Origin of the sequence: Aggregicoccus sp. 17bor-14, from assembly GCF_009659535.1 — a bacterium.
Taxonomy (GTDB): Bacteria; Myxococcota; Myxococcia; order Myxococcales; family Myxococcaceae; genus Aggregicoccus.
Map to the genome: position 1 here is coordinate 63,805 of NZ_VJZZ01000007.1, position 26,559 is coordinate 90,363.

The following is a 26,559-nucleotide window of genomic DNA, read 5'->3' on the forward strand; positions in this document are numbered from 1 at the left end:
AGCCTAGCGCCCGGCAGAGCGGGGAGGGCGTAAGGTCCCACGCCGTGGCCCCGCCCTCCACCCCGCCCTCGCTCGACGCGCTGCTCCCCCGGGTCGCCCGGGCCCGGGGCGCCCGCGAGCGCCGGCGCCTCGCCCGGGCGCTGCTGGAGGCCCTTGGCGAAGGCGGAGCCGGGGGCCCGCCTCCCGCGGCCCTGCACCGCCTGCTCGCCGAGCCCGGCCTGCACGGCCTGCGCGATGCCCTGGGCCGGAGCGTGCGGGCGGCCGCCGTGCGCCGGCTCCTCGCGCTCGGGCTTCCCCACGCCCTGGAGGTCTCTCCGGAGGACCTCGCCCACGCGCGCGCGGAGGCCCGGGGCCGGGGGCGCCGGCCGGCGCTCGCGCTCGCCGGGGGGGCGCTGCTGCTCGCCCTCTTCCTCCTGCTCTCCGGGGGGCCCGCAGCCGCCGTGCTGGCCAGCGGCCTGGCAGGCGTGGCGCTGGTCCTCGGAGCCCTCGCATGGGCCGGTCCCGGGCGTTATCTCCCCGCCCCCGCTGCCAAGGCCACCGCCGAGGCACGGGGGGCGCTGCCGGGGTCCCTGCCGCATCCACCCCGCGACGAAGGCGATGTCAGACCCGTGGACTAGAACCCATCCATCGCGATACTAAACGCGAGTTCAGGTGGGGCGGGGTGCCTCACCCTATCGACAGGAGCAGACAGAATGGCCGTCAATACTGAGAAGGAAAAGGCAATCGAGTTGGCGATGTCCGCCGTCGAGCGCCAGTTCGGCAAGGGCTCGATCATGCGGCTCGGCAACGACGAGCCGATGATCCGCGATGTGCAGGCCATCTCCACGGGCTCCGTGTCGCTGGACATCGCCCTGGGCGTGGGTGGCGTGCCCAAGGGCCGCATCATCGAGATCTTCGGACCGGAGTCCTCCGGTAAGACGACCCTCTGCCTCCACATCGTCGCCGAGGCCCAGAAGAAGGGCGGCGTGTGCGGCTACATCGACGCCGAGCACGCGATGGACATCGGCTACGCGCGCAAGCTGGGCGTGCGCACGGACGACCTCCTGCTGAGCCAGCCGGACACCGGTGAGCAGGCGCTGGAGATCGCCGAGATGCTGGTGCGCTCGGGCGCCATCGACGTGCTGGTGGTGGACTCCGTGGCGGCGCTCGTGCCGAAGGCGGAGCTCGAGGGTGAGATGGGCGATGCGCACATGGGCGTGCAGGCGCGCCTCATGAGCCAGGCGCTGCGCAAGCTCACCGGCACCATCTCCAAGAGCCAGACCTGCGTCATCTTCATCAACCAGATCCGCATGAAGATCGGCGTGATGTTCGGCAACCCGGAGACGACCACGGGCGGCAACGCGCTCAAGTTCTACGCGTCGCAGCGCATGGACATCCGCCGCATCGGCGCCATCAAGAACGGCGAGCAGGTGGTGGGCAGCCGCACCCGCGTGAAGGTGGTGAAGAACAAGGTCGCGCCTCCCTTCAAGGAGGTCGAGTTCGACATCATGTACGGCACCGGCATCAGCCGCGAGGGCGACCTGCTCGACATGGCGTCCAACGACGGCATCGTCGAGAAGAGCGGCTCGTGGTTCGCCTTCAAGGGCGAGCGCATCGGCCAGGGCCGTGAGAACGCGAAGGAGTACCTGCGCGAGCACCCCGAGGTCTACAAGGCCATCGAGACGCTGACGCTGGAGAAGTACGGCGTGGGCAAGCCGCAGCTCGCGGCGGTGCCGGCGCCTGCGGCCGAGGACGGGGACGCCCCCGCCGAGGAGAAGCGCGCCCGCAAGGCGAAGTAGTCGCGGCGTCCGGCCAGGCGCCGGGCACTCAGCGACAGGGGCTGCTCACCGCACGGTGGGCAGCCCCTTCGTCTTTGCGGGCCTCAGCGCGCGGCGGCGGCCGTGGCCGGGGCAGAGGGCTCGCGCAGCGCCGCCTCGAGCGCCTGGCCCAGCGCATCCAGCTCGCGCTGCAGCTCCGGCGGGGCCTCGGCCTGAGGTGCGCAGGGGCGCGCGTCGCGTGGCGAGCGCGCGTCCTCCCGGGCGCAGCGCTCCACCTCCACCCAGAGCGTGCAGGCCCAGAGCGCCGGGGCCGCGCCCGGCGCGCTCGGCACCGGCTCGAGCGCCAGCGCGTAGCTGCGCGCGAGCACGGCCGGGCGGGCGCTCACGGTGCCGTAGGACAGTCCCCCGTCGCGCCGCACCGTGCGCAGGGGGCCTGCGTCGAGCTGCGGCTGCAGTGAGAAGCCCTGCGCGCGCAGCACCGCGACGGCGCGGCCGAGCAGCGCCTCGCGCTCGCCCGCGGCGCGGAAGTGCACGGGGTGTGGCGCCTGGCGCTGCTCGCGGTAGCTGCTCGTCTCCTGCACCGCGCCCACCGCGGACCTCACCTCGGAGTCGGGGATCCACCAGGGGCCGCCCCGCGTGCCGCGCGAGGGACCGAGGTCCGGCCCCGCGCAGCCCAGCGCGAGCCCGCCCGCGCCGAGCGCCAGCGCGAGCGCCGTGGCGCGGAGCAGGCGAAGCTCAGGGGTGGGGAGGTCCGGCGAGAGGGGAGGGCGCATGCGCACGAGTCTAGCCCCTCTGGCGAAGCGCTGCTTCACCCCGGCCCTGCGGTCGCCCGGGCGCGCGCGCGGGCCCGCCAGTGGCTCGGCGACTCGCCGGTGAGCCGGCGGAACAGGCCGCTGAAGTGCTGCAGCGAGGCGCAGCCCACCTCGAGCGCGATCGCCGTGAGCTTCAGGTCGCTGTCGCGCAGCAGCGCCTGGGCGCAGCGCACCTGGGCGCGGTGCAGCTCCGCCTGGAAGGTGGTGCCTGCGAGCTGCAGCCGCCGCTGCAGGGTGCGCTCGGACAGGCCCAGCGCGCGCGCCGCCCGGGCGAGGCTCGCCTGCGCGAGGTCCGCGCGCAGCGCCTCGCCCAGCGCGCGCACCGTCGCGGACTCCCCGGCCTCGCCCGTCCACAGCGCATCCAGCTGCCGGGCGAGCGCGGGCGCGTCCGTGCAGCCCAGCCACGCGAGCGCCTCCTCGGGCGCTTCGAAGACGCGCACCGGGTAGGCGGGGGCCCGCAGCGCGTAGAAGCCGGCGACGAGCGCCCCCACCAGCCCCTGCGGGCGCACCAGCGCCTGGCGCTGCACGCTCGCGCCGAAGCCCGCGGCCCGCGCGCCCATGTAGTGCGCGAAGCGGGCGAAGACGCCCGGGTCCACGCCCTCCAGGCGGCGCGCGTCCACGAGCGAGGCGTGGGGTGGGGCGGGCGGCAGCTCCACGTCCAGCACGCGGGTGATGCGCTGCAGCTGCGCCTCGTCCGGCCGGCCCCAGAGGATGAGGCCGCACAGCGCCGGGCCCCGCGTCCAGTGCAGGTGGCCCTCGCCGCCTAGGTAGCGCCCGACGGGGGCGCGGGCGTAGTCCTCGAGTCCGCCGGCGGCTTGCACGCCCGCGCATCATAGCCGCGCACCACCCGCGCCGCCCAGGCGGGGTGCAGGGGGCTGAGCCCGGTGGTGAGGTGAACGGGCAGGCGCCCCTCGCGCTCGAGCTCGCGCGTGAGCGCCTCGAGCGCGCGCCACGGCAGCTGCGGCCGCAGGTGGTGCGCCTGGTGCAGCCCCGCGTTGAAGAACCAGCGGTTGTAGAAGCGCGAGCGCGAGGTGTTGGCCAGCTGCGTGCGCTCGCGCGCGTCCGTGCCGTGGTGCGCCGCGAGGTTGAGGTAGTGGATGCAGCCCTGTGTCACCACCAGCCCGGCGAGGTAGCCCGCGCCCAGGGCCGGGCGCCACACGAGCAGCGCGACGACGGTGCCGTCCACCACGGCGAAGTCCAGCAGCAGCTCGAGGCGCTGGGCCCGCCCGCGCGCCGCCCCCCACACCTTGCCCAGCGCGACCCAGGGCCAGAGCCAGGGCGTGAGCGCCCAGCGCGCGCAGTAGTGCAGCGCGGCCTCGCCTGGGCGCAGGCGACCCCAGTCCCCCTCGCCGTTGTCGAAGCGGTGGTGGTTGAGGTGGTGCAGGTGGTAGCCGCGGTAGGGAAAGCCGCAGGCGAGCCCCAGGGTGCGGTGCAGCACGAAGCGCAGGGGCCGTGAGCGCGCGAGCGGCACGTGCATGTGGTTGTGCAGCGCCGCGTAGCTCCAGAACTGCAGCGCCACGCCCGCGAGCAGCAGCGCCGCGCGCGTGGGGACCGGGGCCGCGTCCCACGCGCGCAGCAGCACCCCGAACCATCCGGCCCACAGCGCGTGCACGCCCAGGTTGGGCAGGTCCAGCGCCGGCGCGTCGGCGGGAAAGCGGGTGGCCATCGCGGAATTGGGCCCTCGGGTGGGGGAGGAGTGCTTCGCCGCGGGCGCCAAGCGGTTGCGCCCGGGCGCAACCCGGGTACAAGGCGCCCATGCACGCCTACGCACAGGAGCTCGCCCGCGAGCTGGGGCTCACGCCCTCCCAGGTGGACCGCACGCTCGCGCTCGCCGACGAGGGGGCCACGGTGCCCTTCATCGCGCGCTACCGCAAGGAGGCGACCGGCGGGCTGGACGAGGTGCAGATCCAGGCGGTACTGGACCGGGCCGCCGAGCGCGCCGAGCTCGACGGGCGCCGCGACGCCATCCGCCACTCGCTCGAGGAGCAGGGGAAGCTCACCCCGGAGCTGCTGCGCGCGCTGCTCGCGGCGCGCACGCGCACCGAGCTCGAGGACCTCTACCTGCCCTACCGCCCCAAGCGCCGCACGCGCGCGGCGATGGCGCGCGAGCGCGGCCTCGAGCCGCTCGCGGACCTGCTCTGGCGGCAGGAGGGCGCGCGCGGCGAGAGCGTGGACGCGCGCGTGCGCCCCTTCGTGCGCCCCGAGGCGGGCGTGGCGGATGCGGCGGCGGCGCTCGCCGGTGCGCGCGACATCTGCGCGGAGCGCGTGGCGGAGGACGCGGCCTTGCGAAGGCTCGCGCGCGAGGCCTGCGTGCGCGAGGGGCAGCTCGCCTCCGAGGTAGTGGCCGCGAAGCGCGCCGAGGCCGGGAAGTTCGAGGCCTACTTCTCGCACCGCGAGCCCCTGCGCACCGCGCCGAGCCACCGCGTGCTCGCGCTCCTGCGCGGCGAGGAGGAGGGGCTGCTCAAGGTGCGCCTCGACTTCCCGGACGCCGCCGTGAAGGCGCAGCTCGCCTCCCGCGTCGTCACCCGGCCGCAGGCGCTCTTTGCAACCCAGTTGCAAGAGGCGGTGGAGGACGGGTGGGAGCGGCTGATGGGGCCCTCGCTCGAGAGCGAGCTGCGCGGCGAGCTCAAGGAGCGCGCGGACCGCGAGGCGATCGCCGTGTTCGGCCAGAACCTGCGCCACCTGCTGCTCGCCCCGCCCGCGGGGGCAAAGCGGGTGCTCGCGCTGGACCCGGGCCTGCGCACCGGGGTGAAGGCGGCGATGCTGGGCGAGACGGGTGGGCTGCTGGAGACGGCCACGCTCTACAGCGAGCGCGGGGGCGAGGAGCGCGCGCGGGCGGCGCGCGTGCTCGAGGCCCTGGTGCGCAAGCACGCGCCTGCGCTGGTGGCGGTGGGCAACGGGACGGGCAGCCGCGAGGCGGAGGCCTTCGTGCGCGAGGCGCTCGCGGCCCTTCCCGAGAAGCCCACGCTGGTGAGCGTGAGCGAGCAGGGCGCGAGCATCTACTCGGCCTCGGCGGTGGCGCGCGAGGAGTTCCCCGAGCTGGACGTGTCGCTGCGCGGCGCGGTCTCCATCGGGCGCCGGCTGCAGGACCCGCTCGCGGAGCTGGTGAAGCTGGACCCCAAGAGCATCGGGGTGGGGCAGTACCAGCACGACGTGGACGCAGGGCTGCTCAAGAAGAAGCTGGGCGAGGTGGTGGACAGCTGCGTCAACGCGGTGGGCGTGGACGTGAACACCGCGAGCCCGCAGCTGCTCGAGCACGTGTCCGGCGTGGGGCCCACGCTCGCGAAGAAGCTCGTGGCGCACCGGGCGCAGAAGGGGCCCTTCAAGAGCCGCAAGGCGCTACTCAAGGTGAGCGGCCTGGGCCCCAAGACCTTCGAGCAGGCAGCGGGCTTCCTGCGCGTGCGCGGCGAGGAGCCGCTCGACGCCTCCGCGGTGCACCCCGAGCGCTACGAGGTGGTGGAGCGGATGGCGAAGGACCTGGGCGTCCCTCTGCCGCAGCTGGTGGGCAAGCCCGAGCTCGTGCGCCGCGTGCCGCTGCAGCGCTACGTCACCCAGGAGGTGGGCGAGCTCACGCTGAAGGACATCCTCGCGGAGCTGGAGAAGCCGGCGAGAGACCCGCGCGGCGACTTCACCCCGCCTGCGCATCGCGAGGACCTGACCCGGCTCGAGGACGTGAAGGAGGGGATGTTGCTGCAGGGCGTGGTGACCAACGTGACGGCCTTCGGCGCCTTCGTGGACGTGGGCGTGCACCAGGACGGGCTCGTGCACGTGTCCCAGCTCGCGCAGCGCTTCGTGAAGGACCCGGCCGAGGTGGTGAAGGTGGGCGACCGGCTCACGGTGCGCGTGCTCAGCGTGGACCTCGCGCGCAAGCGCCTCGGCCTGAGCGTGCGCGCGGTGACGGAGGGTGCGCCACCGGCCGCGCCCGGCCCGCGCGCGCCCGCCCCCGCGAAGCCCCCGCAGCGCCCCGCACCCGCCGCCCCCTTCAACAACCCCTTCGGCAAGCTCAAGCGCTAGGGCGCGGCTGCCCTGGTTGCCCTGGCCTCGACACGGGCGAGGCTTGAAGGCGTCGCCTTTCGGGGCTGACGCGGATGTCAGGTGGCGCAGGGCTGCTACTGCGGGCCCACCTGCACCCCGGCCTGCTAGTTGTCCAGCGGCCGCTTCGGCGCGGGCTCGAGCGGGAAGGAGCGCGCGTGCGCCTTCTTCGCGAGGGCGCGCCCGAGCAGCTCCGCGTAGCGCGCGTTGCCGTTGCGCGCGTCGAAGCGGCGGGCAATCTCCTGCGCCTCGCCCTCGGCCCACTTCTGCAGGCGCACGGTGGCGTAGAGGCAGTCCGCCTGGTGCAGCGGGAAGCCGTAGGGCAGCCGCAGCGTGAGCACCTCGTGGCCCTCCGCGCGCAGCAGCTCGAAGAGGAGCGCCGCGGCGCAGAGGAAGGCGAAGCGGTCCACGCGGCTCGCGTGCGCGAGCGCCCAGTCCAGGTGCCGCTCGAGCAGCACCAGCGCGCGCGCGAAGTTGTGGGTGAGCGCGAGGAACTCGAGGTGCTCGCCCACCGTGACGAGGAAGTCGCGGTTGCGCGCCACCGCCGGGTAGCCGTGCAGGTGCAGCTTCTGCGCCTCCTCCATGCGGCCGAGGCGCAGCAGCGGGTAGAGCACGCTGCCGTAGGTGCGCTGCGGGACCTCGGCGCAGCCCGTCCAGCCGCGCAGCAGCGGGAAGGCCTTCTGCATCACCTGTTCGTGCTCGCCCAGGTCCAGGTGCAGGTCCAGCTCGTCGTCCAGCTCGCAGGCCTCGCAGTCGGTGAGCGCGTCGCGCGGGGTGGCGAGCCACTGCCGCCAGTAGCCCGCGGCCGCCTCCTGGTCGCCCATGTCGCGCGCCGTCTGGTAGCGCAGCTTGAGCAGGGCGCGCTCGCCGGCGCCCGCGCGCGCGAAGGCCTGCGCGAGCTCCTCGAGCGCCGCGTGCACGCGCTCGCGGCTGATGTGGGGGAACTCGTGCAGCCGGCCCACCACCCACTTGGCCTTCCACAGCAGCTCGCCCACCTCGAAGCGCTCGGGCGCGCGCTGCTGCTGGGCGCGGCACCAGGCGAAGGCATCCAGCGCCTTGTCCGGGAAGCCCCCGAAGGTCGCCGCGTCGATGAGCTCGAGGCGCGCCTCGTACGAGAGCGCGAGGTCGCCGTGCGTCTCCGCGAGCCCCACCGCGGACTCGAGCAGCGCCACGCGCGCGTCCCCATGGGGCAGCGCCGCGGCCTCGTCCAAGAGCCCCTCCACCTCGCTGCGGTAGTCCTGCTCGCTCACCACACCTCCGGCGGAGGCGTGGGACGCGTGCGGCACGGGGGCGGAAGCGGGGGGCGCATGGGAGCGGAGCCGGAGGAGAACGGGGGGAGGTTAGCGCACTGGATCCAGGACGGAAGCGCGATGTGCGATGCGGGGCAGGGGATGGCGCTGGGCGAGCGGGCACCCGCGGCGCCGCGCGGGCAGGGCCTCCGGGCGGCCGCCCCCCTCGCGACGTCCGCTTCTCGGCGCCGCCAGCCGAGCTCCGCGCCGTGCCTCCACTGCCGCTGGCGGGCGGCGCGCCCCTGCGCTATTCGACCCGCGTCCCTGCTGCTCCCTCCCTCCTCCCTCTCCCCCTCTGCGGTGTCGCACGGCATGTACCTGGGCAAGGCCGGCTGGCTCTCCACGCTGCTCGACGAGGCGATCGCCGCCCATGCCCGCGCGCCCGAGCCCGCGGTGCCTCCGGGGCTGCCCGAGGGCAGCTCGGGCCGCGCCCGCGCCCGCGCCTACCTGCGGGCCATGCTGCGCGAGAGCGGGCTGCTCTACGGCACGCCCACGGGCGCCGCGGCCGAGGTAGCGGGCACCCCTGCCGCGCCGGAGGCCCCCGCGCCCGCCGCCGCCAGCCGCACCCATGCCCCCTCCCGCGCGCCCGAGGAGCAGCTCTTCCTCGCGGTGGTGCGCACGCTCGCGCGCATGGCGCTGGACGTGGCGGCGCTCACCGGGGCCCCGGAGGGCCCGCGGCGCGAGCAGCTGCTCCTGCTCTTCGCGGTGCTCACCGGGCTGCTGGACGAGGCGGACGCGCTGCACAAGCGCCTGCCGCAGCCGGTGCCCCGCAGGCTGTGGAGCCGGGTGGAGGCGGCGCTCGAGCGGCGCGCCATCAGCCTCGCCGGAGACCCGGTGTACGGGCTGGTGCTGCACAACGGCGCCCTCTACGCGGACGCGCAGATGCTGGTGCGCCAGGCCATCGACTACTTCAGCCGCGGCGCGCTGCCGCGCACCATGGCCCAGCGGCGCCTGGACTTCGCGGCGCGCCAGAAGGCGCTGCTGGTGGAGGTGCTCACCGCGCTCGCCTGCGTGGAGCGCCCGCCCAGCTTCGCGAGCCGGCGCGCCATCCTGCGCCAGGTGGAGGACCTGGGCCTCCCGGACGCGCTGGAGGGCGAGCTGAAGGCGGCGGTGCGCGGCGCCTTCGAGCGCAAGCGCCCGGTGCGCGCGGTGGTGGCGAGCGTGCGCAGCGCGGACCAGCGCCACTTCCTGCTCGAGCAGACGCTGCTCGCGAGCCTCGTGGACGGGCGGCGCAGCCGCGCCGAGCGCGCCTTCATCCAGGAGCTCGCGCAGGCGATGCAGGTGTCGCCCGAGGAGCTGCACCGGCTCGAGCTGCAGATGGCCGAGTTCTACGCGAAGAACCGCAGCGTGGTGGACGTGTTCACCGTGAGCGCCGCGGCGGGGCTCCTGGGCGAGGACCTCGTCTCCAGCATGCAGGACACGCTGGAGAAGAACTTCCACCGGCTGATGACCGAGGTGCGCGAGACGGGCGAGCTCAGCGTGCTGCTCACCAAGGCGGCGCGCCGCCAGCCCCTGAGCGCCGAGGAGCGCCAGCGCATGCGCGCCCAGCTCATCGACGTGGCCAAGGCCATCCCCGCGCTCGCCATCTTCGCCGCGCCCGGCGGGATGCTGCTGCTCATCGCGCTCGCCAAGGTGCTGCCCTTCAACCTGCTGCCCAGCGCCTTCCAGGACCCGCAGCCTCCCCCCGCGCTCGCGCCGGGGGAGGACACGCTGCCGCCCTCGGACCGCTGAGGGCTCCCGGACCGCCGAGGGCTCCCGGACCGCTAGGCCTCGGTGCGCTGCAGCCGCACCACGAGCCGGCGCAGGTCCTCGTTCACCTTCATGAACTCGGTGCGCCCGCGCTCCTGCTCCAGCTGCTGGTTCATGCGGGGCAGGGCGGCGCGCACCTTCGCGCCCGCGTCCTTGTTGCCCTCCACCATCCAGTCCAGCGCCTGGATGACGGTGGCGCGCGTCTCGGTGTCGCGCTCGTCCAGGCGGGCCACCAGCGCGTCCGCGTGCGCGGCGCTCGCGGCGCGCCCCAGCTCCAGGGCCGCGCGGCGCACCACGCCCGCGTCCGCCTTGGGGTCCTGCAGCCGCGCGCCCCAGCAGGCGGCGTCCTGGCCGCAGGCCTGCGCCGCCTGCAGGCGCTGCGAGAGCCGCGTGTACGCCGCGGCGCGCTCCTGGCCCAGCTTCGGCGCCTCGTCGCAGCCGTCGTAGTCCTGCTTCTGGCACTCGGCCTGGGTGGCCGCGGGCTCCGCCGCCGCGAGCTTCTGCAGCAGCGGCAGCTCGCGCGCATCGCCGAGCAGGGTGATGCCCTCCACGGCCGCCTCGCGCGCCCACCAGTTGCCCTGGGTGGCGGCCTTCTGCAGCGCAGGGATCGCGTCGCGCCCGCCCAGGTGCACGAGCGCGCGCACGTAGGCGGCGCGCACCACCGGGTCGGTCTCCACCAGCATCGCGGTGAGCGGCTTGATGGCGGCCTGCGTGCGCATGCGCCCCAGCGCGTCCGCCGCCTGCATGCGCACGATGGCCTGGATGCGCGGGTCGCTGTCGCTGAAGGCGAGCCGCTGCATCAGGGCCCCTTCCGCGCGCCGGTCGCGCAGGTCGCCGAGCACCTGCGCCGCCTTGGAGTAGTAGCTCGCCGGCAGGATGCGCCGGCCCTGTGCCCAGCTCGCGAGCTGCGCGTCCTTGCCCTCGAGCACCGGCAGCAGCGCGTCACCCGCCGGGCGCCCCAGCTGGAAGAGGGCGAAGGAGCTCTCCGGGTAGAAGGACACGTTGCGCCGCTCCTGGGTGAGCATCTTCACCAGCGCGGGCACCGCGCGCGCATCCCCGATGCGCCCCAGCGCCTCGATGGAGCGCTTGGCCACCTGCGCGTCCGTGTGGTCGTCCGTGGCCAGCTGCGCGAGCGGCTCCACCGCCTCCTTCGCGCGTATCGCGCCCAGGGCGTTGATCGCCTCCACGCGCGTGTAGTTGTCCGGCACCGCGAGCAGCTTCACCAGCGCGGGGATGGCGCGCGCGTCGCCGATCTGCGCGAGCGCCGCGGCGATGGCCCCGTTCGCCCCGTTGTCCCCGCCGCGCGGGTTGGCAGAGATGGCGCGCGTGAGCGGCTCCACGGAAGAGGGGTCCTTGATCGAGCCGAGCACCCGCGCGAGGGCGCTCTTGAGCTCGGGCGCGCGCGCCTCGCCGAGCCGCTCGTGCAGCATGGGCAGGAAGCGCTTGTCCACGTGGCCGGAGCCGCGCATCGCGTCCACCACCCGCACCTCGTCCGCCACGCGGCGGGTGCGCGAGAGCGTCTTGTCCCAGTACTCCGGCGAGTCCGGGTCCACGCGGTTGCAGCCGAGCGTGGACGCGGCGAGTCCTCCGACGAGGGACGAGAGGACGAGACACAGGGCGACGCGCGAGCGAGTCATGCCGGCTCTCCTGGCAGCGGGATGTAGGAGAGGTCGTAGTCCGCCTGCGGCGGAAGAATCAAACCGCCCTCCGGTCTGAGGTAGCCTGCAGAACGACATGACCTCCGACCCCAGCGCCGGGCCCCGCGCGGCCCCCCACCGCCGCCGCACCCTGCTCCTCGATCGCAGCTTCCAGCTGCGCTACAGCCTGCTGCTCGCCACGCTCGGCGCGGCGGCCGTGACGCTGTTCGGCGCACTCGCCTACCAGGTGCACGCGAGCGCCATGGCCGCCACTGTCGGCGGCGCGGCAGGCGAGGTGTCCACGGGCGGACAGACGCTGCTGTGGCTCACGGTGGTGGGGGCGCTGGGCACCGCCGTGGTGCTGGGGCTGTTCGGGCTGCTGCTCACCCACCGGGTGGCGGGGCCGGTGCACGTGATGGGGCTGTACATGGCGGCGCTCGCCGCGGGGCGCTACCCGCGCCTGCGCCCGCTGCGCAAGCGCGACGAGCTGCGCAGCTTCTTCGAGCGCTTCCGCGAGGCGGTGGACCGCATCCGCGCGCGCGAGGCGGACGAGGCGCGCGCGCTGGGGCACGTGCTGGGCGCGCTCGCCCCCATCGCGGTGAGCCCCGAGGCGCGCGAGGCGCTCGCCACCCTGGAGTCTCTGCACGCGCGCAAGCGCCAGGCCGCGGAGGGTGCGGGAGACGTGGCCTTCACGCCCGGCTCGTGAGAGAGAGGGGACACGCATGGACCGTCCCCGCATCGTCTTCATGGGCACCCCGGAGTTCGCCGTCGGCTCGCTCGCCGCGCTGCTCGCGCTGCAGGAGCAGGGCGCGCTCGAGCTCGTCGCCGTGGTCACCCAGCCCGACAAGCCCAAGGGCCGCGGCCAGGCGCTGAGCGCGCCGCCGGTGAAGGCGCTCGCGCTCGCGCACGGGCTGCCCGTCCTGCAGCCGCAGAAGCTGCGCACGCCCCCCTTCAGCGAGACGCTGCGCGAGCTGCGGCCGGACGCCTGCGTGGTGACGGCCTACGGGAAGATCCTCCCCGAGGACCTGCTCGCCGTGCCGCGGCTCGGCTGCGTCAACGTGCACGCGAGCCTCCTGCCGCGCTTTCGCGGCGCGGCGCCCATCCAGTGGGCGATTGCGCACGGGGACGCGGAGACCGGCGTGTGCCTCATGCAGATGGACGCGGGCCTGGACACCGGCCCGGTGCTCGCCTGCCGCCGCCTGCCCATCCTCCCGGAGGAGACCAGCGCGAGCCTGCACGAGAAGCTCGCGGCGCTCGGCGGCCAGGTGCTGCGCGAGGAGCTGCCGCGCTTCCTGCGCGGGGAGCTGCGGGCCGTGCCGCAGCCCTCCGAGGGCGCGGTGTATGCGCCGATGATCCAGAAGGAGGACGGGCTGCTGGACTTCACCCGCCCCGCGCAGGAGCTGGAGCGGCGCGTGCGCGCCTTCACGCCCTGGCCCGGCGCCTACACCTGGCTCGAGGGCGCGCGGCTCAAGGTGCACCGCGTGCAGGTGGCGGAGGGCCGCGGCGAGCCCGGCACGCTGCTCGGCGCGGGCCCCGCGGGGCTCGAGGTCGCGTGCGCGCAGGGCTCCCTGCGGCTGCTCGAGGTACAGCCCGAGGGCAAGCGCGCGATGGGCGCCGCGGACTTCCTCTCCGGCCGCAAGCTCGCTCCCGGCTCGCGCCCCTTCACCGCCCCGCCGGCGCCCTGACCCTGCCCATGCCCTCCCGCTCCCTCCGACTGCTGCTGGTGCTCCACGGACCGAACCTGCCGCAGCTCGCCGAGGCGGCCGGCACGCGCCTCGCGGACATCGACGCGGCGCTGCACGCGCGCGCCGCTGCGCTGGGCCTGCAGCTGCACGTGGTGAGCAGCAACCACGAGGGCGCGCTGCTGGACGCGCTGCACGCGCAAGGGGCCCGCGCGGTGGGCGTGCTGGTGAGCCCCGGCGCGCTCGCGCTCGGTGGCCACGCGCTCGCCGAGGGGCTCGCGCTCGCGCGCCTGCCGGCGGTGGAGGTGCACCCGGGCCCGGTGCGCCGCGGCCGCCGCTCGCTCTTGCGCGGCGTCTGCCTCGCGCACGTGGCCGGCAAGGGCGCGGCGGGCTACCTCCTCGCGCTCGAGCGACTCGCGCGCGCCGTGCCTGCGGCCGCGCCCGACGCGGCGTCCCCGAAGGCAGCCGGCGACGCGGCCGGCGATGCGGCGGAGACTGCGTCCGAGGCCGCCTCGGACGACGCAGCGGCGGCGCGCGCGCCTTCCCAGGGTGCGCCCGCGGGCAAGACCCTGGGGCGCAAGCCGGTGAACCGGCTCAAGGAGCGCGCGCAGCGCGGCGAGGTGGCCAAGACGCTGGGGCGCAAGCCCGCGGCGAAGCGCAGCGCCGCGCCGCCCGCGCGCACCAACACGCTCGCCGCGCGCACGCTCGGGCGCGCGGCGCACCTGGCGGGCGAGGACGAGGCCGCGCAGCTCGTCAGCCGCGCGAGCGTGCGCCAGAAGGTGGCCGAGCGGCTCGCGGGGCGTCTCAGCCCCGCGGCGCTCGCCACCTGGGCGCGCGGCCACCTGCTGGACGTGCAGCGCGGCGCCGCGGTGGAGAGCGGCCAGCGCGAGCTGCTCGAAGACGTGCTGCAGCGCCTCACCCTCTCCACCCTCCCGCCGAGCCGCCTCACCGACGAGCAGCTCATCGAGCTGATGACGGAGCTGGACACATGAGCGCCCGCGTCCTCGCGATCAAGATCCTCGCCCGCGTCCGCGCCACGGACGCCTACCTCAACGTGGTGCTGGACACCGTGCTGTCCGAGCAGCCCCCGAAGGACCCGCGCGACGCGGGCCTCGTCACCGAGCTCGTGTACGGCGCCACGCGCCGCCAGCTCGCGCTGGACTACGCCATCCTGCAGTTCAGCGACCGGCGCCTGGACACCATGGAGGACCGGGTGCTCGCGGCGCTGCGCGTGGGCGCCTACCAGCTCTTCTACATGCGCGTGCCGGGGCGCGCCGCGGTCGCCGAGACGGTGCAGGCGCTCAAGGAGATCGGCCTCAGCCGCGCCTCGGGCTTCGTCAACGCCATCCTGCGCAAGCTCTCGGCGCTGCCCCAGCAGCCCCTGCCGCCTCCCGGGGACCGCGTGCAGCACCTCTCGGTGCGCGAGAGCCACCCGGCCTGGCTCGTGGAGCGTTGGCTGCGCCACTACGGGCCCGAGCGCGGGGAGGCCATCCTCGCGGCGAACAACGTGGCGCCCCCCGTGGTCGTGCGCGCCAACGCCAGCCGCATCACCCGCGACGCGCTGCTCGCGCAGCTGCGCGAGGCGGGCCTGGACGCGCAAGCGACGGCGCTCTCGCCCGTGGGCATCGTGCTGCCCAGCGTGGGCCGGCTCGAGGACGTGTACGGCTACGCGGAGGGCCTCTGGCAGGTGCAGGACGAGGCCGCCCAGCTGGTGGGCATCTACGGCGCCATCCCCGAGAGCGCGCGCGTGCTGGACACCTGCGCCGCGCCCGGCGGCAAGGCCTGCCACGAGGCGGAGACGCACGAGGTGGTGGCCACGGATCTCCACGCGCCCAAGCTGCGCAAGATCGAGAGCGAGGCGAAGCGCCTGGGGCTGAGCAGCCGCCTGCGCACGCTCGCCCACGACGCCACCCAGCCCTTCTCCGAGGCGCAGGCGCGGGAGCTCGGCGAGTTCCACGCCGTGGTGGTGGACGCGCCCTGCTCGGGCCTGGGCACGCTGCGCCGCCACCCGGAGCTGCGCTACCGGCGCAAGCCCGAGGACATCCCGCGCATCGCCGCGCTGCAGCGCCGCATCCTCGAGAACTGCCAGGAGCAGGTGCCCCCCGGCGGCCTCCTGCTCTACGCGGTGTGCACCACCGAGGCCGAGGAGGGGCAGGACCAGGTGGAGATGTTCCTGCGCAGCCACCCGGAGTGGACGGCCGAGCCGCCCTCGCTGCCCACGCTCAAGCTGCCGCTCGCGCAGGGCTACCTGCGCACGCTGCCCGGCCCCGAGGGGATGGACGGCTTCTTCGCGGCGCGCCTGCGAAAGCTCTACTAGCCCCCGAACGAAGTGCAGGGAGCCTCCCGCCAGAGGGCCCGGGACGCTCCCCGCGAAGAGGGGCTTCGGCTGCGGTGCTGCGTGGGCCGCTACTTCGTGGGGGCCGGGGTCGTCTCGGCCTTGGTCTCCGTCTTCGTCTCGGTCTTCGAGGTGGCGGCGGCGTGCTTCGCGGTCTTCTTGGTGGCCTTCTTCGCCGGAGCGGCCTCGGCCTTCATCTCGGTCGCCTTGGTCTCGGAGGCCTTCTCGGTCTTGGTCTCGGAGGCCTTCATCTGAGCGGCAGGGGCAGCGGCAGGCGCCGGGGTCTCGGCGGCAAAGGCGGCGAAGGAGGCAGCGAGGGCGATCACGGTGACGATGCGCTTCATGGAAAGCTCCAACGTGGCTCTACCGGTGCGGAATGCGCCGTGGCAGCCAGTGGACAGAGCAGCCCGCGTGCCACGCCCACCCGCGCCTGGACTTACATGTGGGCCTGGGGAGCGGCTCCCCAGGCCGCCTCGGGAGCGCGAGGAGCGGCTCCCCAGGCAGGCGGCCACCGAGCGTCCCTCCAAGCCCCCCGAAGGGGCGGGTTCCTTTTGACGCGCCGGTCCATCTTGAGCATCCTCGCGCGGTCCGTGCCGAACACCGTCAGTCCCCGCTGCCGCCGCCCTGCGCTCGTCCTGGCGCTCACCCTGCTGGGGCTGGGCGGGAGCGGCGCGGCGTGCGTGCCGGCCGGGCGCTACCGGGCCCAGCTGGCGGAGGCCGAGCGGCTGCGCGCGCAGCTGGAGGCGGGCCGCGAGGAGGAGCAGCGCCTGCTCAACGCGCTCGCCACACTGGAGAGCGCGCAGGAGGCGCTGGAGGCCGAGCGCGCCGAGGCCGCCCAGGAGGCGGAGCTGCTCTCGCTGGACCTGCGCGCGAGCGAGGCGGACCGGCGCGAGCTGGAGGAGCACGCGCAGCAGCTCGAGCAGCGCGAGCGCGAGCTGAGCACCCTGCACGACCAGATGTCCGAGCTCTGGTACCGCCAGGCGCTCACCCGCGCGCGCCGCGGCAGCGCCCCGCCGCCGCTGTCCCCGCCGCAGGAGGCCGGGGCGGTGGGGCAGCCCTAGGCGCATGGCGCTCGGCAGCTCCATCCGCCGCTACCGCGCGGGCTTCCTCTTCACCGTGGCGCTCCTGTCCGCCGCGGCCCTCTTCACGCTCTGGGCCCAGGTGCGCGCGAGCCGGCGCGTGGACCGGCTGGTGCAGGACGCGCTCGCGCGCACCGCGCTCATCGGCCGCATCCGGGTGGACGCGCTGCTGCTGGAGAGCGCGACGGAGGCGCACGTGCGCGCCTCCAACGACGTGGAGCGCGAGGCGGCGGACGCCGCGATGGCCGGCGTGCTCGCGCGCATCCGGGATGCGAGCGCCCAGAGCACCCGCGGCCTGCCCGAGGGCGAGGGCCTGCGGGTGTGGAAGCGCTTCAACGCGAGCTGCGACGCGCTCGCGGCGAAGGTGCGCGAGACGGTGGGCCTGAGCCACGCCCGCGAGGCGGAGCAGGCGCGCCTGCACCTGGTGGAGCAGCTGCACCCGGTGGCGGTGGAGCTGGACAGCCTCGCCGCGCAGCTCGAGGCCCAGAACGCGCGCGACACGCGCGACCTGCTGCGACAGGTGGAGACCCTGCGCCTGCGCAGCACGCAGGGCAGCGCCGCGCTCACCCTGCTCGCGGTGCTGCTCAGCCTCGCGGTGGGCTGGCAGGTGACGCGGCGGCTGCGGACGCAGGAGGCCACCATCCAGGAGCAGCTGCAGGAGCTGGGGCGCCACAACCGCGAGCTGGACGCCTTCGCGAGCCGGGTCGCGCACGATTTGATGGCCCCGCTCGCGCCCCTGCGCGGCTACCTCACCCTCATCCGCCGCAGCGCGGGGCTGAAGGACCCGGGCGCGCTCGAGATGCTGGGCCACGCGGAGGCGGGTGCTGCGCGCATGAGCGAGCTCATCGAGGCGCTGCTGCGCTTCTGCCGCGCCGGCACCCGCGCGGGCAGCGAGCGGCCGCGCGGCGAGCTGGACGTGGCGGTGGAGACCCTGCTGCTCGAGGTGAGCCAGACGGCGGCCGCCCAGGGCGTGGCGCTCTCGCGCGAGGTGGAGCGGGGGGTGGCCGTGCGCTGCCCGCCGCAGCTCTTGCAGGTGGTGGCCCAGAACCTGCTCTCCAACGCCGTGAAGTACACCGCGGGGCGCGAGGGCGCCCGGGTGGAGGTGCGCGTGGCGCGCGAGGAGGACACGGCCGTGCTCGAGGTGAAGGACAACGGCATCGGGATGGGGGAGCGCGTGCAGGCGGCGCTGTTCCAGCCCTTCTTCCGCGCCCCCGAGGTGCGCGCACTTCCGGGCCACGGCCTGGGGCTCGCCACGGTGAAGCGCGTGGTGGAGGCCCACGGGGGCGGCATCCAGGTGCACTCGGCGGAGGGGCAGGGCACCCGGGTGCGCGTGCAGCTGCCGCTCGCCGCGCCGCCTCCTGCCACAGCCATGGAGACCGCAGGATGAGCGCCGCGAGCCGCAGCGCCGAGCGCATCCTTGTCGTGGACGACGACCCGCACGCGCGCGACCTGCTGCGCCGGCTGCTCGGGGGCCTCGGCGAGGTGCACGAGGCGGACGGGGCCGCGAGCGCGCGAGAGCGGCTGGACGCGGGCGGCTGGGACCTGGTCCTCACCGACATGGCCATGCCCGAGCCGGGCGACGGCCTGCGGGTGCTCGCGCACGCGCGCAGTGCGCAGCCGGACGCGCCCGTCATCGTGCTCACGGCGTTCGGCAACATCGAGGGAGCGCTGGACAGCATCCAGCAGGGCGCCTTCGACTACCTGCCCAAGCCCTTCGACCTGGACGCGCTGGTGCGCATCGCGCGCCGCGCGCTCGAGCAGAAGCGCCTGCAGGAGGAGAACCGCGCCCTCAAGGCGCGCGCCGCGGAGAAGCGCGCGCTGGTGGGCCGCTCCCCCGCGCTGCTCGAGGTGTACAAGCAGGTGGCGCGCGCCGCCGGCAGCCCCGTGCCCGTGCTCATCACCGGCGAGACGGGTACCGGCAAGGAGCAGGTCGCGCGCGCCCTGCACGCGCGCAGCCCCCGCGCCTCGCAGCCCTTCATCCCCGTGGACTGCGGCGCCATCGCCGAGAGCCTCATGGAGAGCGAGCTGTTCGGCCACGCGAAGGGCGCCTTCACCGGCGCCTCGGGGCCGCGCCGCGGGCTCTTCGAGGAGGCGGACGGCGGCACCCTCTTCCTCGACGAGATCGGCGACGTGGGCGCCAAGGTGCAGGCGCAGTTGCTGCGCGCGCTGCAGGAGGGGGAGATCCGCCGCGTGGGCGAGAGCACCCCGGTGCGCGTGAACGTGCGCGTGGTGGCCGCCACCAACAAGGACCTGCGCGCGCGCGTGGCCGAGGGTGCCTTCCGCGAGGACCTGCTCTACCGCCTGGACGTGGTGCACCTGCACCTGCCGCCCCTGCGCGAGCGCAGCGAGGACGTGCCCGCGCTGGTGGAGCACTTCGCCGCGCTCCACGCCCGCGGCGGCGTGCGCCCCGCCGTCACCCCGGCGGCGCTCGCGCGGCTCACCGCGTACGCGTGGCCGGGCAACGTGCGCCAGCTGGAGAACGTGGTGGCGCGCGCGCTCGCCCTCAACGTGACGGGCGTGCTGGGGCCCGAGGACTTCCCCGCGCCCATCGGGGATGCGACCCCCAAGCTCACCGGGCTCGCGGGCGACCTGCCCACGCTCGCCGAGCTCTCGCGCCGCTACGCCGCGCACCTGCTGCAGCACACCGGCGGCAACAAGAGCGAGGCGGCGCGCCTGCTCGGGGTGGACCGCAAGACGCTCTACAAGCTGCTCGAGGCGAGCGAGCGGGAGAGCGAGTAGGGCGCACTGGAAGTGAAGCGGCGCGCGCGGGTGTTCCTGCGCCAGCGTGACCCACCTTCCCCCCAGCCCCACCAGCCTGCCCCCCGACGCCGAGCAGGGCCGCCTGCTGCTCGAGCATGCGCCCATGCTGGTGTGGCGCGCGGACGCCGTGGGCCGCTGCAACTACTTCAACTCCACCTGGCTCGCCTTCACGGGGCTCACCCTGGAGGAGGCCACGGTGGGCTGGGTGGAGTGCCTGCACCCGGACGACCGCCCCCGGGTGCTGGAGACCGGCTTCGCGTACGCCGTGCGCCGGGAGCCCTTCGAGCTGGAGTTCCGGCTGCGCCGCCACGACGGCGCCCACCGCTGGATGCTCGACCGCGGGGTGCCCTACTTCGACGAGGCGGGGGAGTTCGCGGGCTACATCGGCAGCCTCATCGACGTGCACGAGGCCCACGAGCGCGCGCGCCGGGCGCTCGAGGAGAGCGAGCAGCGCTTCCGCTCCTTCATGGAGCACAGCCCCATCGCCGCCTCCATCAAGGACGAGCAGGGCCGCTACCTCTTCCTCAACCCCGGGGCCGTGAGCCAGCACGGCAAGCCGATGCAGGAGCTGCTCGGGCGCACGCTCGAGGAGGTGCACCCGGGAGCCCAGACGGCCGAGATTCACCGCGGGGACCTGCGCGCCGTGCGGGAGCAGCGCGTGCTGGAGGCCCTGCGCTGCGTGCAGACGGCTGCCGGTCCGCGCGAGTGGCTCACCGTGGTCTTCCCCATCGAGCGTCCGGGGGGCACGCCCCTCCTGGGCAAGGTGGCGCTGGAGACCACCGCGCGGCGGCTCGCGGAGGATGCGCTGCGCCGCTCGGAGGCGAGCTTCCGCACCCTCATCGAGGCCTCCACCGACTGCATCCTCGTGCTGCGCGACGCGCAGGTGGTGTACGCGAACCCGCGCGGCCTGCGCACGCTCGGGGTCGCCTCGCTCGCGCAGCTGCAGCCCCGCGCGCTCGCGCAGCTGCTGCACGGCGGGGACGCCCCGGCGCTCGTGGGGCACGTGCGGGCGCTCGCCGAGGGGGTGGCCCCGCCGCCTCCGGCCGAGTACCGCTTCCACTGCGGCGCGGGCGGCGAGCGCACCGCGGAGGTGCAGCTGCTCGCGATCGAGTTCGACGGCGCTCCCTGCGTGATGCTGGTGGCGCGCGACATCACCGAGCGCGCCGAGCTGCAGCGGCGCCTGATGGCGGCCGACCGGCTCGTGTCCATGGGCACGCTCGCGGCCGGGATGGCGCACGAGATCAACAACCCCCTCTCCTACGTGCTCGGAAACCTCGGCTACCTCGAGGCCCAGCTGGCCCGCGCGCAGGAGCAGGCGCTGCTCGAGGTGGTGCGCGAGGCGCGCGAGGGCGCCGAGCGGGTGCGGCAGATCGTGCGCGACCTGAAGACGCTCTCGCGCGGGGACGACGAGCGGCGCGGGCCGGTGGACGTGCTCGCGGTGCTGCAGTCCTCCATCAACATGGCGTGGAACGAGATCCGCCACCGCGCCCGGCTCGTGCGCGACTTCTCGCCGGTGCCCCGGGTGCAGGCCAACGAGTCGCGGCTCGGCCAGGTGTTCCTCAACCTGCTGGTCAACGCCGCCCAGGCCATCCCCGAGGGGCGCGCGGACCGCCACCACATCGAGGTGCGCGTCTACCCCGCGGCGGATGGGCGCGTGGCGGTGGAGGTGCGCGACAGCGGCGAGGGCATCGCGCGGGAGCACCTGCCGCGCATCTTCGACCCCTTCTTCACCTCCAAGCCCATCGGCGAGGGGACGGGGCTGGGGCTCGCCATCTGCCACGGCATCGTCTCGCAGCTGGGCGGCAGCATCGAGGTGGAGAGCGAGCGCGGCCAGGGCACCTGCATGCGCGTGTTCCTGCCGCAGGCGCCCGAGGAGAGCGCGCCCGCCCCCGGGCCCGGCGTGAGGGCCGGACGGCGCGGGCGGCTGCTCTTCATCGACGACGAGCCGCGCATCGGCAAGACCTACCAGCTGCTGCTGCGCGACGAGCACGACGTGCTCGCGCTCACGCGCGCCCAGGAGGCGCTGGAGCGGCTGCGCGCCGGCGAGCACTTCGACCTCGTGTTCTGCGACCTGATGATGCCGGAGATGACCGGCATGGACCTGCACGCCGAGCTCAGCCGCTGGGCCCCGGAGAAGGCGCGCGCCATGGTGTTCCTCACCGGGGGCGCCTTCACTCCGAAGGCCCGCGCCTTCCTCTCGCAGGTGGACAACTGCCAGCTGGAGAAGCCCGTGTCCCCGGACGCCCTGCGCCGCTTCATCCGCGACGCGCTGGGCTGACGACTCGCTGGGAGGCTACTCCTCCACCGGCACGGCCTTGAAGGCCTCGAGCACCGCGGCGCTCGCGCGGTCCAGGTACTTGCCCTTGCGGATGAGCAGGCCGATGGGGCGCGAGACGGGGCCCTCCGCGAAGGGCTTGGCCACCAGCGTGCCCTGGGCGATCTCGCCGTGGGCCGTGGCGAGCGGGAGGATGGCCACGCCCAGGCCCATCTCCACCGCGCGCTTGATGGTCTCCACGTTGTCCATCTCCATGATGGGGTTCAGCTCGAGGTTCTTCTCGCGGAACACCCGGTCCAGCGCCTTGCGCGTGGGGGCCTCGCGGTCGAAGGCGATGAAGGGCACGCCCGAGAGCGCGGTGAGGCTCACCTTGTTCTTCGAGGCGAAGGGGTGGCCCGGGTGGCACACCACCGCGAGCTTGTCGTCGCGGAAGGGGTGGATGTCCACGCCGGCGCGCGGCTGCGGGTAGGCCACGATGCCGATCTCCGCCGCGCCCAGGATGACGTCGTCGTAGACCTGGTCGTTGCGCCGGTAGTTCAGCCGCAGGTTCACCTTGGGGTGCGTCTTGAGCAGCACCTTCTGCACGCTCGCCAGCTCGTGCAGGCCCACCGAGTAGATGGTGGACACCGTGGTGGTGCCGGCCACCTCCGCGCTCTGCTCGCGGATCTCCTGCTCCACCTCGCCGAAGCGCGCGAGGATCTCCTTGCACCCGCGGAAGAGGCGCTCGCCCGCGGGCGTGGGCGTCACCTGGCGCGCGCTGCGGCTCAAGAGCTTCTGCTCGTAGCGGTTCTCCAGCGCGCGGATCTGCTGGCTCACCGCCGACTGGGTCACGTGGTTGAGCTGCGCGGCGCGCGAGAAGGATCCGGTCTCGACCACGTCGCAGAACATCTTCAGGGACTCGAGCTGCATAAGGCGGCCTCCTACACCGGAGCCTTATAGTAAGGCCAGCCTTAATTAGCCGGGCTTGGTTGCGCGGGCAATATCCCTTACTGGACCCCGCCGGGCGCCGAAGGGTTGGCCGCACGGCACTCGGCCAGGCTGCGGGCCCTCAGCGCAGGGCAGCCCGCCGCCGCGACGCGCCCCACCCCGAAGGCGGCGCGTCCGCGAGCCGCACCAGCCCCAGCAGGAGCCCCACCGTGGCGAGCAGGTACAGCGGCCACGCGGGCGAGTAGCGCAGTCCCAGCCAGGGCAGCAGCGCGTAGTAGACGTAGAACTGCAGCACGAAGGCGAGCAGCGAGTGGCGCCCCAGCATCGCCGTCACGCGCAGGTAGGGCCCGAGCCGCCCCGCGCGCTCGGCGCGCAGCAGCAGCGCGAGGATGCCCAGCGCGAGCCCGCAGTAGAGCGCGAGGTAGGTGAGCCCCGGCGGCATCTTGGAGAAGGGTGAGCTCGCGTGGCGCAGCACCTCGAGCACCTGCTGGGCTCCCGGTGAGAACCCGGCCGCATGGCCCCGCGCCCAGCGCATGACGAGGTGCACCGAGACTCCCGCGACCGCGACGCCGCCCAGCGCCTTCGACAGCCGCACGAGCCGCGCGCGCACCGCCTCCTCGCGGCCCGCCGCCAGCTCGCGCGCGAGCCACTCCCCCAGCACGCTGCCTGCGCAGTACAGCGCAATCCAGGGCGCGAAGGGGAAGCAGTAGATGAGCAGGTGGTGCGAGTCCGAGATCCCCAGCAGCACGTCCTTGACCAGCTGCGCCGCCATTGCGTGCGGCGTCCAGGCATAGACCAGCACCTGGCTCAGCGCGTAGAGCCCCGCGGAGAGCAGCAGCCGCACGCGCGCGGAGAGCCGCGGCACCAGCAGGGGGCCCACCAGCAGCGCGACGCCGATGGTGTCCGTCACCTCGAGCTCCTGCAGCGCCTCCCACGGCGAGGGGAGCGAGGGCAGCTGCGCCACCGCGATGAGCACGTGGCCGATGGTGAGCAGGAAGAGGCCGCGGCGGAGCAGCGCCCGGCGCACCGGGCCGAAGGCCTCGCGCCGCCGCTCGAACAACAAGCCCAGCATCAGCCCGCTGATGAGCATGAAGCTCGGAGTGGCCAGGAAGCCCACCCCCTGCAGCGTCACCCGCAGCCGCGCGTGCGCGGCATCCGTGACGGGGAAGTAATTGTCCGCGAAGTGGGAGAGGAACACGAACAGCATCGCGGTGCCGCGCGCGGCGTCCACCGCGAGCAGGCGGGGCCCGGAGGCGAGCGGCTGCGGGGACACCGGGTGCAGCAGCGGGAGCGGCGCCTCCTGCCGCGGCGGGGAGAGCGGGTGGGGAGCAGGGGACATGCGCGCTCCTCAGGGGTGGTGCGGCTGCAGCGCCGCGTCGAAGAAGGCGCGCAGGCGGCGCGGGTACTCGGCCGGGGCCGCCTCCACCAGGTGGCCGTGGCCTGCGCCCGGCACCCGCCAGCTCGCCCCCGAGGGCGCCGCGGCGAGCAGCGCGGCGTTCATCTCGGTGTCGCGCTCGAGCGCGCCCACCACCAGCCACACCGGCCTCGGCGCGAGCGCGTGCAGCGCGTCCACGGTGCGCACCGCCGCCAGGTCGATGTGGCGGCGCCAGAAGGGCAGGCGCATGCCGAGGCGCGAGAGCGGGTCGCGGTGCCCGCAGTCGAAGTCCACCTCGTCCGAGAGCAGCGTGTAGGGGGAGACGAGCGCCACGGCGCCCAGCCCCGCGTCGCGCGCCGCCACGTCCGCGAGCGCGCTCGCCCCGATGGAGAAGCCCAGGCCGCCCACGCGCGCCGGGTCCACCTGCGGCTGCGCCCGCACCCACGCGAGCGCCGCCTCCACGTCGCGCCGCTCCTCGTTGCCCCAGGTGGTGGCCTCGCCCGCGCTCTCGCCGTGGGCGCGCAGGTCGAAGAGCAGCACGCCGTAGCCCGCCTCGAGCAGCACCCGCGCCTCGGGCAAGAGCCCCTGGCGCCCCTGCCCGAGCCCGTGCACCAGCACCACCGTGGCGCCGTTGCGCGGCGGCACGAACCAGCCCGAGAGCCCGAGCCCGTCCGAGGTGGTGAAGTGCGCTGCTTGCGCGGGCGGCAGCTCCGCGGGCCACTGGGCGCGCGGGCGCGGGTAGTGGAAGAGCCGCTCGGAGTAGAGCGCGGCGCGCGCCACCGGGGCGAGCACGAGCCCCAGCGCCGCCACCCCTGCTGCCCACCGCACTGCGCTGCGCATCGTGCCTTCCCTCCCGCTCACGGCCCGCGCGCCTAGCCGGCGCTGCGCTTGAGGAAGCGCTCCGCGAGCTGGCTCAGGCGCGGGCTCGCCATCGCGCGGCGCGCCCGCTGGTAGCCGTCCCACGCGAGGCTGCCGCGCAGGCTGGGCGAGAGCTCGAGCGCCTCGCGGTAGCGCACGCACTCCGGCCCCCAGCGCGTCTTGGACACGTCCTCCCCGGTGGAGAGGTTCACCGTGCGCAGGCCCCGCTCGATGCTCCAGCGCAGCGCCTCGGCCACCAGCGTGGTCATCACGCTGTACTGCGCGAAGGCCGGGTCGTAGCCCGAGTAGTAGAGGTAGAGGCTGTCGCCCAGCAGGAAGCCCACGCGCGCGGCCACCACCGCGTCGCCCAGGTGCAGCAGGAACACGCGGGTGACGCCGCGCCCGGCGAGCCGCGCGCACACGTCCCCGAGGAAGCCCTGCGCCTCGTCGCTCGAGAACACGTCGCGGTGGCGCACCGTGTCCTCGCGGCTCGCGCGCGCCGCGTGCAGGCGCAGGAAGTGCGCGACTCCCTCGGCCACCTGCGCGGGGCCCTCGGCCACCTCGAGCCGCGGCTCGAGCCCATCGCGGCGGGGCGCGTTGTAGCACTTGCGCAGCGACTCCTTGATGTTGCGCTTGAGCCCCGAGCGGAAGGTCTCCCAGTCCGCGGGCAGGGGCATCAGGAAGTCCGGCGTCTCGCGCACCCAGCGCACGCCCGGCTGCGCCCGCAGCAGCGCCTCCGCCTCGCTGCCCTCCTGCACGCTGCCCCAGTTCATCCAGTCCCACTCGCCGGCGCGCGTGCGCAGGTGCGCGCGCAGCGCGCCGAACACCGCCGCCTCGTGCCCGGGCCGGCAGGTGATGCTGCGCACCTCGGTCATGTTCGGGTCCGCGCCGAAGGGCTGCAGCTCGCGCAGGCGCAGGGGGCCCACCGAGGGGCGGTGGGTGAGCATGAAGGGCGCCACCGCGAGCAGCTCGCCAGCCTCCGAGTGCACCGCGTGCACCCAGAGCCGGTCTCCCACGCTGCGCTGGCGCGCGCGCATGTGCTGCCACCACGCGTCCTGCCACTCCCAGAGCCGGAAGGGCAGGCCGCCGTGCGCCTCGGCGCCGAGCTGCTGCCACGCGGGCTGCAGCGCGCGCAGGCGCTCGGGCGTCTCGTGCGACTCGACGCGAAGTGCGCTCACAGCCACCGCAGCACCGTCCTCGCGCACAGCTTGAGCGCCGTGAGCTCCAGCTGCCCGTACGTCTCGCGGTAGCGCTCGTAGATGGCGCCGTACGAGCGCACCACGCGCTCGGAGTGGGCGTCGTGCATGAGCGAGGTCTCGCCCGTGCGGTAGTGCACCACCACCTCGTCCAGGAAGACGAAGCCGAAGCGGCGGATGACGCGCAGGTAGAAGTCCACGTCCTCCACCACCAGGCACTCGGTGCGGTAGCCGCCCAGCGGCGCCACGCACTCGCGGCGCACCATGCAGGCGCTGTTCACCAGCACCGTGGGCCGGAACAGCATGTTGGTGGCCATCCAGCGGCGCGAGCCCACCTTCTGGGCCCGCTTGGCGCGGCGCGCCGCGTCCGCGAAGTAGGCGCGCTGGTGCGCGAGCACCTCGGCGTTGTTGCCGAAGGGGTCCACGCGGCCGAACACCATGCCGGCGCGCGGGTTCGCATCCAGCGCGGCCACCATGGCGCGGTAGGCGCCCGCGGCCACCCGGTCGTCGTCGTCCAGGAAGTGCACGTAGCGGCCGCGCGCCACCGGCCAGCCCTCGTTGCGCACCACCGCCGGGTCACCCCCGGTGGGCACCTCGCGCTTCACGTACGTGAGGCGCGCGTCGCGGAATGCCTCCACCACCTCGCGCGCCGAGCCCTCGGGGCTGTCGTCCAGGACACGCACCTCCACCTGGACGCCCTCTTGCGCGAGCACGCTCTCCAGCGCCTCGCGCAGCGCCTGGGGCCGGCGGAAGGTGGGGATGACGACGGAGACGTCCGGGACGTCGGAGACCATGG

23 protein-coding genes are annotated in these 26,559 nt (G+C 74.8%); 12 read left to right on the forward strand and 11 right to left on the reverse strand.

Annotation, left to right across the window (positions count from 1 at the left end; all coding sequences use genetic code 11):
- The first annotated feature begins 44 nt into the window (after positions 1–44).
- Together FGE12_RS14720 and recA are read left to right on the forward strand one after the other, a co-directional pair.
- Positions 45–617 (forward strand): hypothetical protein, encoded by a 573-nt coding sequence (locus FGE12_RS14720; RefSeq protein WP_153867111.1) that lies wholly within the window; start codon positions 45–47, stop codon positions 615–617.
- Positions 618–692: 75 nt separating this feature from the next.
- Positions 693–1,778 carry a recombinase RecA gene (gene recA / locus FGE12_RS14725; RefSeq protein ID WP_153867112.1) on the forward strand — a complete coding sequence of 362 codons (1,086 nt, stop codon included), beginning with the start codon at positions 693–695 and terminating at the stop codon, positions 1,776–1,778.
- 83 nt (positions 1,779–1,861) lie between these two features.
- On the opposite strand, the gene FGE12_RS14730 is transcribed toward recA, so the two are convergent.
- The 3 genes from FGE12_RS14730 to FGE12_RS14740 are packed head-to-tail and all read right to left on the reverse strand — an operon-like array spanning position 1,862 to position 4,235.
- A complete protein-coding gene (locus tag FGE12_RS14730; protein WP_153867113.1) occupies positions 1,862–2,530 on the reverse strand; it encodes a hypothetical protein in 669 nt (222 codons plus the stop codon).
- Between the two features lie 35 nt (positions 2,531–2,565).
- Positions 2,566–3,390: a helix-turn-helix transcriptional regulator gene (locus FGE12_RS14735; protein ID WP_194797887.1), complete on the reverse strand. Its 825-nt coding sequence runs from the start codon at positions 3,388–3,390 to the stop codon at positions 2,566–2,568.
- Positions 3,333–4,235: a fatty acid desaturase gene (locus FGE12_RS14740; protein WP_153867114.1), complete on the reverse strand. Its 903-nt coding sequence runs from the start codon at positions 4,233–4,235 to the stop codon at positions 3,333–3,335. The genes FGE12_RS14735 and FGE12_RS14740 overlap by 58 nt, the downstream gene beginning before the upstream one ends.
- 89 nt (positions 4,236–4,324) lie before the next feature.
- On the opposite strand from FGE12_RS14740, the gene FGE12_RS14745 reads away from it, so the two are divergent.
- A complete protein-coding gene (locus FGE12_RS14745) occupies positions 4,325–6,583 on the forward strand; it encodes a Tex family protein (RefSeq protein ID WP_153867115.1) in 2,259 nt (752 codons plus the stop codon).
- A gap of 125 nt (positions 6,584–6,708) precedes the next feature.
- On the opposite strand, the gene FGE12_RS14750 is transcribed toward FGE12_RS14745, so the two are convergent.
- Entirely contained in the window at positions 6,709–7,851 is a 1,143-nt protein-coding gene (locus FGE12_RS14750) for a hypothetical protein (RefSeq protein ID WP_370458985.1), read from the reverse strand.
- Positions 7,852–8,202: 351 nt separating this feature from the next.
- Here FGE12_RS14750 and FGE12_RS14755 point away from each other — a divergent pair, with 351 nt between their 5' ends.
- Positions 8,203–9,621 (forward strand): LETM1 domain-containing protein, encoded by a 1,419-nt coding sequence (locus FGE12_RS14755; RefSeq protein WP_153867116.1) that lies wholly within the window; start codon positions 8,203–8,205, stop codon positions 9,619–9,621.
- A gap of 32 nt (positions 9,622–9,653) precedes the next feature.
- Here the strand turns inward: FGE12_RS14755 and FGE12_RS14760 are convergent, their stop codons facing one another.
- The gene (locus FGE12_RS14760; protein ID WP_153867117.1) at positions 9,654–11,276 is read right to left on the reverse strand and encodes a HEAT repeat domain-containing protein; all 1,623 of its coding nucleotides are present in this window, start codon (positions 11,274–11,276) and stop codon (positions 9,654–9,656) included.
- 97 nt (positions 11,277–11,373) lie between these two features.
- On the opposite strand from FGE12_RS14760, the gene FGE12_RS14765 reads away from it, so the two are divergent.
- Genes FGE12_RS14765 through rsmB form a run of 4 tightly spaced genes read left to right on the forward strand, consistent with a single transcriptional unit; the run spans position 11,374 to position 15,275 of the window.
- The gene (locus tag FGE12_RS14765; RefSeq protein WP_153867118.1) at positions 11,374–11,982 is read left to right on the forward strand and encodes a HAMP domain-containing protein; all 609 of its coding nucleotides are present in this window, start codon (positions 11,374–11,376) and stop codon (positions 11,980–11,982) included.
- A 16-nt stretch (positions 11,983–11,998) separates the two neighbouring features.
- Positions 11,999–12,961: a methionyl-tRNA formyltransferase gene (gene fmt, locus FGE12_RS14770; protein ID WP_153867119.1), complete on the forward strand. Its 963-nt coding sequence runs from the start codon at positions 11,999–12,001 to the stop codon at positions 12,959–12,961.
- An 8-nt stretch (positions 12,962–12,969) separates the two neighbouring features.
- Positions 12,970–13,950 carry a type II 3-dehydroquinate dehydratase gene (locus FGE12_RS14775; protein WP_153867120.1) on the forward strand — a complete coding sequence of 327 codons (981 nt, stop codon included), beginning with the start codon at positions 12,970–12,972 and terminating at the stop codon, positions 13,948–13,950.
- Complete coding sequence (rsmB, locus tag FGE12_RS14780) at positions 13,947–15,275, forward strand: 16S rRNA (cytosine(967)-C(5))-methyltransferase RsmB (RefSeq protein ID WP_153867121.1); 1,329 nt, start codon at positions 13,947–13,949, stop codon at positions 15,273–15,275. Before FGE12_RS14775 ends, rsmB begins: the two co-directional genes overlap by 4 nt.
- A gap of 89 nt (positions 15,276–15,364) precedes the next feature.
- On the opposite strand, the gene FGE12_RS14785 is transcribed toward rsmB, so the two are convergent.
- Positions 15,365–15,637 carry an acid-shock protein gene (locus FGE12_RS14785; protein ID WP_194797888.1) on the reverse strand — a complete coding sequence of 91 codons (273 nt, stop codon included), beginning with the start codon at positions 15,635–15,637 and terminating at the stop codon, positions 15,365–15,367.
- Between the two features lie 246 nt (positions 15,638–15,883).
- Here FGE12_RS14785 and FGE12_RS14790 point away from each other — a divergent pair, with 246 nt between their 5' ends.
- From FGE12_RS14790 to FGE12_RS14805, 4 genes are read left to right on the forward strand one after another with little or no spacing between them, the layout of a single operon-like run.
- Positions 15,884–16,354, forward strand: a complete 471-nt coding sequence (locus tag FGE12_RS14790) for a hypothetical protein (RefSeq protein ID WP_153867122.1) — start codon at positions 15,884–15,886, stop codon at positions 16,352–16,354.
- Between the two features lie 4 nt (positions 16,355–16,358).
- The gene (locus FGE12_RS14795) at positions 16,359–17,759 is read left to right on the forward strand and encodes an ATP-binding protein (RefSeq protein WP_153867123.1); all 1,401 of its coding nucleotides are present in this window, start codon (positions 16,359–16,361) and stop codon (positions 17,757–17,759) included.
- Positions 17,756–19,111: a sigma-54 dependent transcriptional regulator gene (locus FGE12_RS14800; protein WP_153867124.1), complete on the forward strand. Its 1,356-nt coding sequence runs from the start codon at positions 17,756–17,758 to the stop codon at positions 19,109–19,111. Before FGE12_RS14795 ends, FGE12_RS14800 begins: the two co-directional genes overlap by 4 nt.
- A gap of 46 nt (positions 19,112–19,157) precedes the next feature.
- Positions 19,158–21,410 carry a PAS domain S-box protein gene (locus FGE12_RS14805; protein ID WP_153867125.1) on the forward strand — a complete coding sequence of 751 codons (2,253 nt, stop codon included), beginning with the start codon at positions 19,158–19,160 and terminating at the stop codon, positions 21,408–21,410.
- 15 nt (positions 21,411–21,425) lie between these two features.
- On the opposite strand, the gene FGE12_RS14810 is transcribed toward FGE12_RS14805, so the two are convergent.
- The 5 genes from FGE12_RS14810 to FGE12_RS14830 form a co-directional block, all read right to left on the reverse strand.
- The gene (locus tag FGE12_RS14810; RefSeq protein ID WP_153867126.1) at positions 21,426–22,316 is read right to left on the reverse strand and encodes a LysR family transcriptional regulator; all 891 of its coding nucleotides are present in this window, start codon (positions 22,314–22,316) and stop codon (positions 21,426–21,428) included.
- A gap of 139 nt (positions 22,317–22,455) precedes the next feature.
- Positions 22,456–23,673, reverse strand: a complete 1,218-nt coding sequence (locus tag FGE12_RS14815) for a heparan-alpha-glucosaminide N-acetyltransferase domain-containing protein (RefSeq protein WP_153867127.1) — start codon at positions 23,671–23,673, stop codon at positions 22,456–22,458.
- A 9-nt stretch (positions 23,674–23,682) separates the two neighbouring features.
- Positions 23,683–24,549 carry an alpha/beta hydrolase gene (locus FGE12_RS14820; RefSeq protein WP_153867128.1) on the reverse strand — a complete coding sequence of 289 codons (867 nt, stop codon included), beginning with the start codon at positions 24,547–24,549 and terminating at the stop codon, positions 23,683–23,685.
- A 32-nt stretch (positions 24,550–24,581) separates the two neighbouring features.
- Positions 24,582–25,745: a GNAT family N-acetyltransferase gene (locus FGE12_RS30950; protein WP_153867129.1), complete on the reverse strand. Its 1,164-nt coding sequence runs from the start codon at positions 25,743–25,745 to the stop codon at positions 24,582–24,584.
- Positions 25,742–26,557, reverse strand: a complete 816-nt coding sequence (locus FGE12_RS14830) for a glycosyltransferase (protein ID WP_194797889.1) — start codon at positions 26,555–26,557, stop codon at positions 25,742–25,744. Before FGE12_RS14830 ends, FGE12_RS30950 begins: the two co-directional genes overlap by 4 nt.
- Positions 26,558–26,559 lie beyond the last annotated feature (2 nt).

Bases quoted from the DNA above. Each gene is read 5' to 3' on its own strand.
- recA (WP_153867112.1), top strand. From the start codon at position 693: ATGGCCGTCAATACTGAGAAGGAAAAGGCAATCGAGTTGGCGATGTCC.
- FGE12_RS14730 (WP_153867113.1), bottom strand. From the start codon at position 2,530: ATGCGCCCTCCCCTCTCGCCGGACCTCCCCACCCCTGAGCTTCGCCTG.
- FGE12_RS14740 (WP_153867114.1), bottom strand. From the start codon at position 4,235: ATGGCCACCCGCTTTCCCGCCGACGCGCCGGCGCTGGACCTGCCCAAC.
- FGE12_RS14745 (WP_153867115.1), top strand. From the start codon at position 4,325: ATGCACGCCTACGCACAGGAGCTCGCCCGCGAGCTGGGGCTCACGCCC.
- FGE12_RS14755 (WP_153867116.1), top strand. From the start codon at position 8,203: ATGTACCTGGGCAAGGCCGGCTGGCTCTCCACGCTGCTCGACGAGGCG.
- FGE12_RS14760 (WP_153867117.1), bottom strand. From the start codon at position 11,276: ATGACTCGCTCGCGCGTCGCCCTGTGTCTCGTCCTCTCGTCCCTCGTC.
- FGE12_RS14765 (WP_153867118.1), top strand. From the start codon at position 11,374: ATGACCTCCGACCCCAGCGCCGGGCCCCGCGCGGCCCCCCACCGCCGC.
- fmt (WP_153867119.1), top strand. From the start codon at position 11,999: ATGGACCGTCCCCGCATCGTCTTCATGGGCACCCCGGAGTTCGCCGTC.
- FGE12_RS14775 (WP_153867120.1), top strand. From the start codon at position 12,970: ATGCCCTCCCGCTCCCTCCGACTGCTGCTGGTGCTCCACGGACCGAAC.
- rsmB (WP_153867121.1), top strand. From the start codon at position 13,947: ATGAGCGCCCGCGTCCTCGCGATCAAGATCCTCGCCCGCGTCCGCGCC.
- FGE12_RS14785 (WP_194797888.1), bottom strand. From the start codon at position 15,637: ATGAAGCGCATCGTCACCGTGATCGCCCTCGCTGCCTCCTTCGCCGCC.
- FGE12_RS14795 (WP_153867123.1), top strand. From the start codon at position 16,359: ATGGCGCTCGGCAGCTCCATCCGCCGCTACCGCGCGGGCTTCCTCTTC.
- FGE12_RS14800 (WP_153867124.1), top strand. From the start codon at position 17,756: ATGAGCGCCGCGAGCCGCAGCGCCGAGCGCATCCTTGTCGTGGACGAC.
- FGE12_RS14810 (WP_153867126.1), bottom strand. From the start codon at position 22,316: ATGCAGCTCGAGTCCCTGAAGATGTTCTGCGACGTGGTCGAGACCGGA.
- FGE12_RS14815 (WP_153867127.1), bottom strand. From the start codon at position 23,673: ATGTCCCCTGCTCCCCACCCGCTCTCCCCGCCGCGGCAGGAGGCGCCG.
- FGE12_RS14820 (WP_153867128.1), bottom strand. From the start codon at position 24,549: ATGCGCAGCGCAGTGCGGTGGGCAGCAGGGGTGGCGGCGCTGGGGCTC.
- FGE12_RS14830 (WP_194797889.1), bottom strand. From the start codon at position 26,557: ATGGTCTCCGACGTCCCGGACGTCTCCGTCGTCATCCCCACCTTCCGC.